General features: G+C 57.3%; 14 protein-coding genes and 1 other RNA gene. 5 read left to right on the plus strand and 10 right to left on the minus strand.

Features of this window, described 5'->3' with window-relative positions; translation table 11 throughout:
• Positions 1-41: 41 nt before the first annotated feature.
• Positions 42-752 (plus strand): GNAT family N-acetyltransferase, encoded by a 711-nt coding sequence (locus ACOTZC_RS16330; protein WP_023310596.1) that lies wholly within the window; start codon positions 42-44, stop codon positions 750-752.
• Here ACOTZC_RS16330 and ykgO read toward each other — a convergent pair.
• Together ykgO and ACOTZC_RS16340 are read right to left on the minus strand one after the other, a co-directional pair.
• The gene (ykgO, locus tag ACOTZC_RS16335) at positions 749-889 is read right to left on the minus strand and encodes a type B 50S ribosomal protein L36 (protein ID WP_003859006.1); all 141 of its coding nucleotides are present in this window, start codon (positions 887-889) and stop codon (positions 749-751) included. The two genes, ACOTZC_RS16330 and ykgO, sit on opposite strands and share 4 nt — an antisense overlap.
• A 2-nt stretch (positions 890-891) precedes the next feature.
• Positions 892-1,152: a type B 50S ribosomal protein L31 gene (locus ACOTZC_RS16340; protein ID WP_010428154.1), complete on the minus strand. Its 261-nt coding sequence runs from the start codon at positions 1,150-1,152 to the stop codon at positions 892-894.
• A gap of 220 nt (positions 1,153-1,372) precedes the next feature.
• Between ACOTZC_RS16340 and ACOTZC_RS16345 the strand changes: the two genes are divergently transcribed.
• Positions 1,373-2,938, plus strand: a complete 1,566-nt coding sequence (locus ACOTZC_RS16345) for an EAL domain-containing protein (RefSeq protein WP_248161544.1) — start codon at positions 1,373-1,375, stop codon at positions 2,936-2,938.
• On the opposite strand, the gene ACOTZC_RS16350 is transcribed toward ACOTZC_RS16345, so the two are convergent.
• Complete coding sequence (locus ACOTZC_RS16350) at positions 2,931-3,203, minus strand: metal-sensing transcriptional repressor (RefSeq protein WP_023310594.1); 273 nt, start codon at positions 3,201-3,203, stop codon at positions 2,931-2,933. The genes ACOTZC_RS16345 and ACOTZC_RS16350 overlap by 8 nt on opposite strands.
• 133 nt (positions 3,204-3,336) lie before the next feature.
• On the opposite strand from ACOTZC_RS16350, the gene ACOTZC_RS16355 reads away from it, so the two are divergent.
• Positions 3,337-4,167: a nickel/cobalt efflux protein RcnA gene (locus ACOTZC_RS16355; protein WP_248161546.1), complete on the plus strand. Its 831-nt coding sequence runs from the start codon at positions 3,337-3,339 to the stop codon at positions 4,165-4,167.
• A gap of 39 nt (positions 4,168-4,206) precedes the next feature.
• On the opposite strand, the gene ACOTZC_RS16360 is transcribed toward ACOTZC_RS16355, so the two are convergent.
• The 3 genes from ACOTZC_RS16360 to ACOTZC_RS16370 form a co-directional block, all read right to left on the minus strand.
• Positions 4,207-7,296: a beta-galactosidase gene (locus tag ACOTZC_RS16360; RefSeq protein ID WP_421635883.1), complete on the minus strand. Its 3,090-nt coding sequence runs from the start codon at positions 7,294-7,296 to the stop codon at positions 4,207-4,209.
• A gap of 102 nt (positions 7,297-7,398) precedes the next feature.
• On the minus strand, positions 7,399-8,469 hold the full coding sequence (locus tag ACOTZC_RS16365; RefSeq protein ID WP_045400700.1) for a LacI family DNA-binding transcriptional regulator: 1,071 nt from the start codon (positions 8,467-8,469) through the stop codon (positions 7,399-7,401).
• A 77-nt stretch (positions 8,470-8,546) separates the two neighbouring features.
• A complete protein-coding gene (locus tag ACOTZC_RS16370) occupies positions 8,547-9,158 on the minus strand; it encodes a YczE/YyaS/YitT family protein (protein WP_047173818.1) in 612 nt (203 codons plus the stop codon).
• Positions 9,159-9,244: 86 nt separating this feature from the next.
• Here ACOTZC_RS16370 and ACOTZC_RS16375 point away from each other — a divergent pair, with 86 nt between their 5' ends.
• Positions 9,245-10,666 (plus strand): PLP-dependent aminotransferase family protein, encoded by a 1,422-nt coding sequence (locus ACOTZC_RS16375; RefSeq protein ID WP_248161549.1) that lies wholly within the window; start codon positions 9,245-9,247, stop codon positions 10,664-10,666.
• Between the two features lie 81 nt (positions 10,667-10,747).
• Here ACOTZC_RS16375 and ACOTZC_RS16380 read toward each other — a convergent pair whose 3' ends face one another.
• From ACOTZC_RS16380 to ffs, 3 genes are all read right to left on the minus strand, one after another.
• On the minus strand, positions 10,748-10,963 hold the full coding sequence (locus ACOTZC_RS16380; RefSeq protein ID WP_023310588.1) for a hypothetical protein: 216 nt from the start codon (positions 10,961-10,963) through the stop codon (positions 10,748-10,750).
• Positions 10,960-11,211 carry a hypothetical protein gene (locus tag ACOTZC_RS16385; RefSeq protein ID WP_023310587.1) on the minus strand — a complete coding sequence of 84 codons (252 nt, stop codon included), beginning with the start codon at positions 11,209-11,211 and terminating at the stop codon, positions 10,960-10,962. Before ACOTZC_RS16385 ends, ACOTZC_RS16380 begins: the two co-directional genes overlap by 4 nt.
• A 260-nt stretch (positions 11,212-11,471) precedes the next feature.
• Positions 11,472-11,568: signal recognition particle sRNA small type (ffs, locus tag ACOTZC_RS16390), an RNA gene on the minus strand.
• Between the two features lie 170 nt (positions 11,569-11,738).
• Between ffs and ACOTZC_RS16395 the strand changes: the two genes are divergently transcribed.
• Positions 11,739-12,050, plus strand: coding sequence for an MGMT family protein (locus ACOTZC_RS16395; protein WP_029741631.1), 312 nt, complete (start codon positions 11,739-11,741; stop codon positions 12,048-12,050).
• Positions 12,051-12,083: 33 nt separating this feature from the next.
• Here ACOTZC_RS16395 and ACOTZC_RS16400 read toward each other — a convergent pair whose 3' ends face one another.
• A complete protein-coding gene (locus tag ACOTZC_RS16400) occupies positions 12,084-12,611 on the minus strand; it encodes a YbaY family lipoprotein (RefSeq protein WP_008503301.1) in 528 nt (175 codons plus the stop codon).
• Positions 12,612-12,758 lie beyond the last annotated feature (147 nt).

Consider the following 12,758-nt stretch of genomic DNA (forward strand, 5'->3'; position numbering starts at 1 on the left):
TTCACTAATCTGGAGATCTTTTCAACGTCACGGAAATAAAGATGAATACATTCAATGCGTTTGGGCAGCCCGTAGGTGAAGCCCTTATCGACTGGCAGCCTCGTCAGCACCCGTCCCGAGTGGTCCTTCAGGGTCACTATTGTCGGCTTGAGCCGCTGCGCGTGGAGCATGCCCACGCGTTGTTCTCCGCCTATTCCCTGGCCGAAGATACCCGCAGCTGGACGTGGCTGCTGCGTGAACCCGATGCCACCGCAGAGGAGTTTGCCGAATGGGTGGCGAGCGTAAGTGAGTTATCCGATCCCATCCACTTTACCGTTATGGATAACCGGACCCAGTCTCCTGTCGGTACGCTTTCCCTGATGCGGATCGATCCTAAAAACGGGGTCGTGGAAGTGGGGCACGTTCACTTCTCTCCTCTGTTAAGCCGCACGCCAGGGTCGACAGAAGCGCAGTATCTGCTGATGCGGTACGTGTTCGATACCCTGGGGTACCGGCGCTATGAGTGGAAGTGCAATAGCCTGAACGAGCCTTCCCGCAAAGCGGCGCTGCGTCTGGGCTTTCAGTTTGAGGGACGCTTTCGTCAGGCACTGGTCATAAAAGGCCGTAACCGGGATACCGACTGGTTTTCGATTCTCGACAAAGAGTGGCCGGCGCTGGCTAACGCCTTTGAAAGCTGGCTTGCCACCGACAATTTTACTGCCGATGGCAAACAGAAAAGATCCTTGGAAAGCTGGCGAGAAACGCGCGTTTAACGTCTTTTTTTACGTCCCTGAACCGCCTTAAAGCGCGGATTGGATTTGCAAATCACATATAAGCGTCCCTTGCGTTTGACTATCTGGCAATCCGGGTGACGCTGCTTTGCACTGCGTAATGAGTTAAGTACCTGCATGGTTAGCCCCGCTTCGCATTGAGAAAACCGCCAAAACGCTTGCGGAAGCGCGCTGCGCTGCCGTCCGTGGAGAACGTTTTCTGCTTACCGGTATAAAACGGGTGCGATTTTGAAGAAACCTCGATGGTGATGTACGGATACGTTTCACCGTCGAGTTCAATTTCGCGGTCGGTTTTAATGGTTGAGCCTACTTTAAAGTATTCATTGGCACTGGTGTCGTGGAATACCACGGTGCGATAGGCTGGGTGGATATCGGGTTTCATCGTAAATCCTTTATGTTTTGTTATAACATTACAAAATAATATCCAGGCCAGTTTGAAAAAACAACCCCCTCTCGCCTGGCGATATTTTCTCATTTGCCTGAGATAAAATGAAAACCATGCCAACCACGTGCTATAACTATATCATTTCGCGGTAAAATCTTTCTCTTCAGGCAGGGAACTCAATGCCCAGGAACGGGTGTACGAGGAAGGACACGACAGCATGAAAACCCGACATCTGGTCAGTCTGGTGACTGGCGTACTTATCTTTTCAGTGCTGGTCCCCATTTGCCTGAGCATCTGGCTGGCCCACCGCCAGGCGGAAGATAAATTCGCCGATGCGCTGGATAACTATGCCTCCCGCGTGCTGGTACGCACCGACAGGGTTGTAGACCAGGCAAAGGAAGCACTCGATCACCTGCAGGCTTTTGAGGGAGTGCCATGTAGCCCCTTGCAATTGAGGGAAATGCGCCGGGTCGCTTTCTCGTGGCGATATGTCCAGGAAGTAATTTATATCGACAACCTTCGACCGCTCTGCTCCTCCCTGGAGCAGACCAGTCATGCGCCCCCTTTTCCCCCTCCAATGCGCATTACCGAAGATGGTTACAGCGCGTGGCTGACCACGCAAAACGATCTTGGGTTTAACCGCTACATGACGGTGCTGGGAAAAGGCCACTACCTTGTCATGATCGATCCTGCCTCGCTGGTGGACGTGATCCCTTTCGGCGAGATAGCGATTGATGCCGCCCTGGTAGGAAGCACAACGCACCGCATATTCGCCAGCAGCAGCAAGCTTGATTCTCACATCCGCGACATGGTTCAGGAGCGGGGTGTGAAAAGCGTGCAGTACAACGGTTCAATGTACGTTATGAAGTCTGTACCTGAGCTTGGATTTACCGTCGTCGCATGGGCAACGCTCAAACCGCTGGCTGAAACCTGGCACCGGCAGCTTCTTTTCTGGTTACCGTTCGGCATGTTGATAAGCCTGCTCGCCGCACTGTTTGTCCTGCGGATCCTGCGGCGTATCCAGTCGCCGCGCAATCGCCTGCTGGATGCCATTCACAGCCGGGATTTTGTGGTTCACTATCAGCCCATCGTGGCACTCTGTAGCGGAAAAATCGTGGGCGCAGAAGCGCTGACGCGCTGGCCCCAGCCGGACGGAAGTAGCCTCTCGCCGGATATTTTTGTCCCCCTTGCCGAGCAAACGGGGCTCATCTCGCAGCTGACGCAGCTCGTCATCGAAAAGGTGTTTGAAGATATGGGACACTGGCTGCAGCGTCATCCGGATCAGCATATCTCCATAAACCTCGCCCCTGCCGATTTAACCTCCGGCATCCTGCCGCCTCTGCTGAGTCAGCTCCTGAACAAGTGGCAGATCCACCCCCGGCAAATCGCCCTGGAGCTCACCGAGCGCGGCTTTGCCGATCCCAAAATTAGCGCACCGGCTATCGCCGCATTCCGTCGTTCGGGCCACCCTGTCTATATTGATGATTTTGGCACGGGCTATTCCAGCCTGAGCTATCTGCAGGATCTGGACGTCGACACGCTAAAAATTGATAAATCTTTCGTGGATGCGCTGGAGTATAAAAACGTGACGCCGCACATCATTGAAATAGCGAAGTCGCTGAAGCTGGCGATGGTAGCGGAGGGCGTCGAAACCGCAGGACAGCTCGCCTGGCTACACCGCCACGGCGTGCAGTACGGTCAGGGATGGTTTTACAGTAAAGCGCTGCCAAAGACGGAATTTATTCTTTGGGCAGAAAATAACCTCGGCATGCACTCTACTTAAGATAGGATTTCATCACCCGCAACACCACGCCAAGATCGGCTTCACGCTGCGCTTCTTCAGGCTCTTTCACCACATGATCGGTTAAATGCCCTTCGATCACCTGCATCATCATGCCATTGACCGCCCCGCGGATCGCCGCCAGCTGCTGTAACACCTCGGCGCATTCGTGATCGCTGTTGAGCATTTTTTCCAGCGCGGTGCTCTGCCCCTGAATTTTCTTCAGGCGAGTCAGTAACATCTTCTTGTCGCGAACGGTATGTGACATCTCTGTATTCCTTATTTTTTGGCTTTTAAAGCATATCACGCTCTACTCCCCCTGAGTATTTTCTACTGGGGGGTAGTATTGAGCTACTGGGGGGGAGTAGTATCTCCGCACGCTTTCCACTCCGGAATTTCCCATGACCGATTTTGCTTCACTTCTTCCGCAGGGCAATGCCTGGCTGTTTGTTCCCAGCGCTATCCTGCTCGGTGCGCTACATGGCCTGGAACCGGGCCATTCAAAAACAATGATGGCCGCCTTTATTGTGGCCATCCGCGGCACGCTGAAACAGGCGGTGTTGCTCGGCCTGGCGGCCACGCTCTCCCATACGGCGGTGGTCTGGCTCGTTGCGATGGCGGGATTATGGTTTGGTCGGGGCTGGGATGCGCACACGTCCGAACCCTGGTTCCAGCTGATCTCCGGAGTGCTGATCGTTGCGATCGCCCTGTGGATGGCGTGGCGAACCTGGAAAGAGAGCCAGCCGCACGATCATCATCATCACGATCATGATTACCACCACCATGACCATGACCATGACCACCATCATGATCATCATCATCACCATGAACACTCGCTGGTTGAAGAAGAGTGGCAGGACGCCCACCAGCGCGCTCACGCGCAGGATATTAACCGGCGCTTCAGCGGTCAAAATGTCACCACAGGACAGATCGTGATGTTTGGCCTGACCGGCGGGCTTATCCCCTGCCCGGCGTCCATCACCGTGCTGCTGATCTGCCTGCAGCTGAAGCATTTCGCCCTCGGCGCGACGCTGGTGTTCAGCTTCAGTATTGGTCTGGCGTTAACGCTGGTCGCTTCCGGCGCGATTGCCGCCTTAAGCCTCAAGCACGCGACCAAACGCTGGCCCGGGTTTAGCGAATTCTCCCGTAAAGCGCCGTGGATCTCCGCTGCGCTGATTACCATAGTAGGGATTTACATGAGCCTGCATGGCCTGAGCGGCATTCTGGCGTAAAACTGCGGCCACGCTCTGTGGCCGCATCTTCATGGGCAGTTAAGGGTTCTGCTGCCAGCTGAAGGTATAGCGAAGCTGGCGTGTCTGCAGGAGGAATTCCGGCGAGACGCTGGGGCTCCAGGAGTCGTCGCCGCCCACGCCCATATGGAACGCATCGAGATTGAGCCAGCATCCCGGCTCTTCCCGCAGCAGGTGATGATGGGTGGTCTCACGCAGCTGCTGCTGGCCGTAGCGGCTCACCGAGAAATGGAACCGGCCGTTCAGCTGATGCGTTCCCACAACAAGCTCCCGGGTATCGCAGCGCAAACCATTTTCCGTCGGGAAGATATACGGCGTGTGCATGGCCTCGAGAGGTAATGTCCAGCGCCCCTGCTGCGCCGCCAGCTTTCTGTCCGGGTAGTTTTCATGCGGCCCCAGACCCAGCCAGTGAACGTTTTCCGGCGTTTCGGCAAGATGAACGCTCAGGCCAACGCGCGCGGGTTCAGGAATATCAGACGCAACATCAATCTGAATATCGCCATGCAGAACGCCCCGATCGTCCACCCGCCAGACTTTACGGCTCATGAACAGGGCTTTGCCGCGATACTCAAGCGCGTGCTGGGTTGTGACCACCACCTCGCCTGCGTGCTGCTCAGCCTCACAGTGCAGCACGCGCGAGGTGAGATCGTACATGCCCGCCGCTTTCCAGCGTTCAACCCAGGCGTTCGGATCGATCTGCGTCGCTTCACTCACGCCAATGTCATTATCCAGCGGCGCGCGGCTGACGTTGTCCGTCAGAGGTGAAAGGAGCGTTTCAACGCCGTTTCGCCACCACTGGGACAGGTTTCCGGTTGCGCAATCGAACTGCCAGCGCTGTTGACGATGGGCGATCTCCAGGATGCGATCGGTTTGCGTTAACACTGGAGGCTCGCCCGCCGGGAGCGGCGGAGCAAGAAAGAGCGGAGCCGGAAGCGGCCACTGCTCCCACGCGCAGCGATGGTCTGCCGGCGCCCACGGCGTTGCCCGCGGCTGGCGTACCTCAACGTTCAGCCAGATCTCACCCGGCCCGGCGTTCAGCGCCAGCAGGTCAATCTCCAGACGCTGGGTGCCTTCAGGCGCCATCGAGAGCGTCACCTCGCCCGCGGCCAGCACGTCCCCGTCCCGGGCAACCGTCCAGTTCAGCACTTCGTTATCGGTGTGGCGGAACAGGTAGCCGCTTTGCACCTCAATCACCAGCGGAGAGGTGCTGACCCGCGTAAAGGTAAAGAACTGCTGGGCGCGCTGCGCCTCGTACAGCGACGGGTGCGGCGTGCGATCGGGGAACACCAGCCCGTTAAGACAGAACTGCCGATCGTTCGGCTTATCGCCGAAGTCTCCGCCGTAGGCCCAGAACGCGTTGCCCTTTTCGTCCCGTTTCGTCAGGGCCTGATCGACCCAGTCCCAGACAAACCCGCCCTGCAGGCGAGGATGGCTGCGAAACGCTTCCCAGTATTTCGCAAACCCGCCGAAGCTATTTCCCATCGCGTGGGCGTATTCACAGAGGATCAGCGGGCGCGTTTCGTCCGGCATGCCGATCCATTTCTTGATTGACCATTTAGGCACAGCCGGGAAGGGCTGATCCCGATCGACCCGGGCGTACATCGGACAGACAATATCGGTCGCCGCCGTGTTCGCGCCGCCGCCTTCATACTGCACCGGGCGCGTAGGATCGGTGGTTTTCAGCCAGCGGTACAGCGCATCGTGATTCGCGCCGTGGCCCGACTCATTGCCCAGAGACCAGATGATAATCGAGGGATGATTACGATCGCGCTGCACCATGCGGGTCACCCGCTCGCTCATGGCGGGCAGCCAGCGCGGATCGTCAGCAAGGCGGCTCATCGGCACCATGCCGTGCGTTTCGATATTGGCTTCGTCAACGACGTACAGCCCGTAGCGGTCGCAAAGCCGGTACCACATGGGATGGTTCGGGTAGTGCGAGCAGCGCACGGCGTTGAAGTTGTGCTGCTTCATGATTTCGATATCGCGGCGCATGGTCGCTTCGTCCATCACCTGGCCGTTTTCCGGGTGATGCTCGTGCCGGTTAACCCCGCGGATCAGCAGCGGTTTACCGTTAAGCTTCAGCAGGCCATTGCTAATCTCAACGCGGCGGAAGCCCACGTCGCACGCCTCAACCTCCAGCACCTCACCCTGCGGGTTAAGAAGCGCAATCGTCAGGCGATACAGTTTTGGCGTTTCAGCGCTCCAGAGTGCGGGCTGGTCAACGGGGATCGCCGCCGTTAAGCGCTCTGCCCAGCTGCCGCGCTCGTCGACGATGGCCGATCCTGGACGCCGGGAAACGCTGGCGCATTTTTCACCCGTGCGCCACAGGGTCATGACCACCTCGCCGCCCGCAAAGCCAGCGCCTGCCAGCGTGACATCCACCTTCAGCACCGCGCGGTCCAGCTCCGCATTCAGGTCCGTCACCACGTGATAATCGGCAATCTGCGTATCGGGTTTATGCAGCAAGGTCACATCGCGGAAGATGCCGCTCATGCGCCACATGTCCTGATCTTCCAGATAGCTGCCGTCGCACCAGCGCAATACCATGACCGCCAGGCGGTTCTGCCCGGGGCGTAATGCCGCCGAGAGGTCAAACTCAGCGGGCAATCGGCTGTCCTGGGAATAGCCCATCCACTGACCGTTGCACCACAGATGGAACGCCGAGTTCACGCCGTCGAAGATGATGCGGGTCTGCCCGCTCCGGAGCCAGGCATCATCCACCTCAAATGTGAGCGAGTAACAACCGGTCGGGTTTTCCTGCGGCACGAAAGGCGGGTTAACGGGAATGGGATAGGTGACATTGGTATAGATGGGCGTGTCGAACCCCTGCATCTGCCAGTTAGACGGCACGGGCATCGCAACGGCATCTGCGCAATCTTCGGTTACCCATGCCTGAGGAACCCGCTCCGGCGCAGAAAAATAGCTAAACCGCCATAGCCCGTTGAGAGAGTGCCTGCTGGCGGATCCAGCGTCCTCTCTGGCAGAGGGCTCATTGCGCCAGCTGTGCAACGGCGCGTGTGCGGCCAGACGATTCCACTGGGTGACGCCAGGATTTTCCCAGTCCCGACGGGCCAGAATGGCGCTGAGGGTCAGCGGTGAAGTGGTGGACATAGTAACCTCTTTGCGAAGCGCTCACAATTTTGGTTAACATGCCCTGGCACCGGGCAACGGTAAAGCGTTCAATCGCGGGGTAGCGAGTCCGATCACAAAGTTTTATTTGCGGGCAATCTGCTCGGCAAGCAGTGCCAGGCTTCTGAGCTGCTGCGCCAGATCCTCGCGTTCGGCCTGCTTAGGGTTGCGCCGCGCGCTGGAATGACGAGTAACCAGCGTCACCGGCAGCTGAACCTGCCGGCACGCTTCGCCCCCGGAAGACGCCAGCAGCCACTCCACGCTGCGTTCGCCCGCCTCGCGAAACGCCTGACGAATGGTCGTCAGCGGCGGGGAGAACCAGGCGCTGTCGGCCGTATCGTCAAACCCAACCACCGAAAGCTGGCCAGGGATTGCGATACCTTTTTCCGCGCAGGCGCGCATCACCCCGAGCGCCATCTGATCGTTCGCCACCAGAATCGCGTCCGGTAATGCCGCCCCCGACAGCAGCACGTGTCCCTTCTCATAACCGCTGGCCGCGCTCCAGTCACCGTAGGCCACAGCCGCCGCGTTAAGACCCGCCTGCGCCAGCGTCGCTTTCCAGCCCGCCAGGCGCGCCCGCGCAGAGACCGAGCTTTCCGGCCCGCTCAGCAGGGCAATGCGCTGGTGCCCCAGCGAAAGCAGATGCTCAACGCCCAGACGCGCCCCCTGCTCCGCGTTAAACACGAGGCTGTTTACCCGCGCTGAGGGCGCCACATCGAGGAACAGCACCGGGACGGGCGACGCCAGCGCCCCGAGCTCTTCGGCGAGTGGATCGTCAAGCGGCACATTCACCAGCAGCGCGTCCACCCGCTGTGCCAGCAGCGTCTGAAGCGCGGCCTGACACTGCCGGGGTTGCTCCACCATGGAAATCAGGACGCTCGCCCCCTGTTCCGCCGCACGCGATTTGACCGCCGACACAATTTGCGAAGGCGCGTGCAGGGCCAGGTCGGTGGTGATGAGGCCCAGCGTACGGGTGCGTTTCCCCGCCAGCTGCTGCGCCCGAAGGTTAGGAACGTAGTGCAGCTCCGCCATCGCCTGCTGCACCTTTTCTCGCGTGCGGGCAGACACATGTTCCGCGTCGTTAATGACGCGGGAAACGGTCTGATAAGAAACCCCTGCAAGGAGGGCGACATCATAGAGAGTGATTGCTTTCATGCTTTCTGGCATCGCGATTTTCGAAGCGTCTATTCTGGCACAGCGACGCCGTTAAAACATGTGAGCGCTTCGCAAAATTAAACAACCCGCTCCGGCTGGGGTATTTCCGCAATGCGTGGCTTCTGGCGGAACCAGGGCAGACAGAGCTGGATAAGCGGGCCAATGGTCAGAGCATACAGTACGGTTCCCACCCCAAACGTGCCGCCAAGCACGCACCCAATCAGCAGAACGGACACTTCAATTGAGGTACGCACGCTGCGAATGGACCACCCCAGCCGGGCGTGAATGCCTGTCATCAGGCCGTCGCGCGGGCCAGGCCCGAAACCGGCCCCGATGTACATGCTGGTCGCAATCGCGTTCATCACGATGCCCGACACCAGGAAAGCGATTCGAACGGCTAGCGAATCCAGTTCCGGGATAAGCGCCATGCTGGCGTCCGCCGCCAGACCGATACAAATCACGTTGCTGATCGTGCCAAGGCCCGGCATCTGGCGCAGCGGGATCCACAGCAGCAGCACCGCAGCGCCGGTCACAATGATTACCGTCCCGATAGTCATCCCCAGCTGCATCCCCACCCCGAGGTGAAACACATCCCAGGGATCGACACCCAAATCGGAACGAATAAACATCGCGGTGGAAAGGCCATACAGTCCTAAACCGACATAGAGTTGTAGCAGACGACGTACCATTTTTATCTTCTCCAGTGAACCAGGCTTTCATCCTGACCTAAAATGGCACTATGATTAATATCCAGTTTTCAAATAGTGGACTGCATATGTCATCACGTCGTTTCGGAAGTCAGTCTCTGGTACGCCTTTTAGGCCACTGGCAGCAAGCCTCATCCCGCACCCCGCTCTGGCGACAGCTGGCCGACGCGCTGCGTTTGTTAATCCTCGATGGACGTCTGGCTTTGAATACGCGTCTACCGGGCGAGCGTGAGCTGGCCTCCGCGCTGGACGTGAGCCGAACCACCGTCAGCAGCGCCCTCGCCCACCTGCGTGAAGAAGGGTACCTTGAAAGCCGCCACGGCAGCGGGTCACGGGTCATTCTCCCTGACACGCGCGCCGTTCCTACCCTTTCAGCGGCGAGCGCCGCACTGGATCTCTCCACTGCCGCCCTGAATGCCGGGCCGGAGATCCATCAGGCTTATACCCATGCGCTCACGGCCATTACCCCGCATCTCTCGCTGACGGGCTACGATCAGCTTGGGCTGCCGACGCTGCGGGAGGCCATCGCTGCGCGCTACACCGCGCGGGGTCTTCCCACCCGCGCAGATGAAGTGATGGTGGTCAATGGTGCCGTCAGCGGCTTTGCGCTGGTACTGCGGATGATGACCGGGCCGGGGGACCGCGTCGTGGTCGATCATCCCACCTATCCGCTGGCGATTGCCACCATTCAGGGGGCGCAATGTCGGCCAGTCGGGGTGTCGCTGCCGGAAACCGGCTGGGATACGGATGGCTTTGCCGCAACGCTTGCCCAGACGGCGCCGCGCCTGGCCTACCTGATGCCAGATTTTCATAATCCGACCGGGCGCTGTATGGATATCGCCACCCGTCGGGCCATCACGGATATTGCAGCCCAAACCCGCACGGCGCTGGTGGTGGATGAAACGATGGTGGATCTCTGGTTTGATGCGCCTCCCCCGCCACCGCTGGCCGCCTTTAACCCGCAGGCCACCGTCATCACCTTAGGCTCTGCCGGTAAAAGCTTCTGGGGCGGGCTGCGTCTCGGCTGGATCCGTGCCTCATCGCGCATCATCGCCACGCTTGCCCAGACGCGGGATACCCTGGATTTAGGCTCGCCGCTGCTGGAACAGCTGGCAATGCAATGGCTCATTAATAACAGCGAGACGTTTCTGCCCGCCCGTCGGAAGATGCTGGCAGAACGGCGCGATCGCTGTGGTGAACTGCTGCGTGAACATTTCCCGGAGTGGAAATTCCACGAGGCGGAAGGCGGGCTCTCTTACTGGATAGAGCTCCCGGGCATGCTGGCGACACAGCTTGCCGCACGGGCAGAAATAATCGGGATTAACCTGGGAACCGGGACGCGATTTGGTTTATCAGGGGCGTTTGACCGCTATTTACGTATGCCCTTCTCGCTGGAATCGACAGAGCTTGAGCAGGCGTTACTGAGGATCAAACCGTTATGGCTCGCCCTGAATAAAAACGTGCCATCGTTAAAACGCAGCGTGATCTAATATTAAAATATTTGAAGCAGATCATAAAATAAAAACTGCTGACTGTAACATATGCAGTCAGCAGTTTTCACTGGTCAGGGTTTAATGCTGAGGTGGAATAGGAAAGCCTTTTAGTGAAATAACGAAGTTATCACCGTCTTTCTTTATTTTTGCACCCGTATCACACCAGTCAGACGCAATACGAAAGAACTCATCGCTTCCAACATTCCAGCCAAGACGTACATGCTTCACGTAGCCTGAACGCAACAGATCGCAGGCCTCGTTGTAGTCACTGGCGGTTGACAGTTGTTGTTTCATTTTCTCTTCTTCAGAAGTTTACGTAGAGCCTTGATTTCTTTAGGAGTAAAAGGAGAAACACTCTCTTCTTCCGTATGCTGATTATCAATATCCTCTTCCGATACTCCCGCCTCTTCTACTGCTTCGAACGCCAGCAGCAGCAGTTTCTCTGTCGTCACGCTTAAATTCTCGTTATTGACTTCCGCATAGTGGCGAAGTCTTTCTTTTAGCGCGTCATCAATCTTAACGTTTAATACCGCTGTAGCCATGTTTGTCACTTCCCTTCGGAATAAGTACTTTATTTAATACACGAACTTAACAATGTTATCCAGATATATATTTTTTTGAGTTATGGAAGAAAATAACCGTCCGATTATAAAATGACAGTCTATTATTACAGGTTTATGACAATAATATTTCATTTCAATGAAATATATATTACACAATATAGACGTAGTTTTATTGTGGAGAAATGATGTAAGGGAGAGGTGAAGCAGAAGAATCTTATGAGGCCACAAATGGGTGGGGGCCCTGCCAGCTACATCCCGGCACACACGTCGTCTGCCCTGGCTGCTTCCTTCCGAACCTGACCTGGTGAACAGAGTAGCGTTGCGGGAGAACCAACAGAGCCCCCATTGAGAGCGTTGATAACCAACGCGCTGGCGCATTATCCCTGTGCTAAGACCCAATTGCAAGCGACCAGAAACCGGATGCTGGTTTCTTGCACAAACAGGCGCAGCAATCATGAAGATCTTCGTTTACCATAGCTTTCCAGACACTCCCTAGAGGTAAAGGTATGGACGAACACGACTCCTTTCCACAGCGCGTATGGCAAATCGTGGCCTCAATCCCGGAAGGCTACGTCACCACCTATGGTGATGTCGCGCGTCTGGCCGGTTCCCCGCGCGCGGCGCGACAGGTTGGCGGCGTCCTGAAACGGCTGCCGGAAGGCAGTACGCTGCCCTGGCATCGGGTGGTGAATCGTCATGGCGCCATTTCGCTCACCGGGCCGGATCTTCAGCGTCAGCGTCAGGCGTTACTTTCAGAAGGGGTGCAGGTGTCAGGGTCGGGTCAGATCGATTTGCAGAAGTTTCGCTGGGTGTATTGACCCCTCTCCCGGAGGAGAGGGGAAATGCAGAAATTACATCTGAGTCGGTGGGGTTGGCAGGGACGGCTGATTGGTCTGCGGTGCGACCGGCACTTCGGTCTGCTGTACCGGCACCAGGTTCAGGTCGATTTTTGTCCCACCGTTGTTGATCGCTTCCTGGACCGTATCGGTGATAAACACCAGCTTGCCGTTGATGGTTACCGCTGCGCTCAGCAGGATACGGGCGTTAGGCTGCACGTCCGACGGGTTATACGGCAACACGAAGCTAAACGGCGCCTGCTTGCCTTCAGTACGAACGGCACGCTGGGCCACAACTTTCGACGGTGCGTCGGCCAGAGAAGCATCAGACAGCGTTACGGTTAATACCGCATCCGGCGGCAGCGCAACTTTCTGTTTAATCCAGATGGTACCGGAAACATTAGGCTGCTGAATGGATTGCTGTGAAAGGGTATTAATCCCGTTCGGGTCGGCTGCTGGTACCGGCACCTGGGCACTCTTACCGGCACAGGCGGACAACGCCACCGCAATAGCTACACCACTTAGCATGGGCACGAGTTTCATTGAAGTCTCCTTATCAATGCACCAGCGGGATCGATCCCATCCGATGTCGTTTCAATCACATAACGTATCTAAGTGTGGCACAGATCACCGATTTATGCCTGAAAACGTGCCGATATTCAGATTATTCTACCCATCGGACCACTTTCA

Source organism: Enterobacter cloacae complex sp. SHL009, from assembly GCF_049237205.1.
Classification (GTDB): Bacteria; Pseudomonadota; Gammaproteobacteria; order Enterobacterales; family Enterobacteriaceae; genus Enterobacter; species Enterobacter cloacae_M.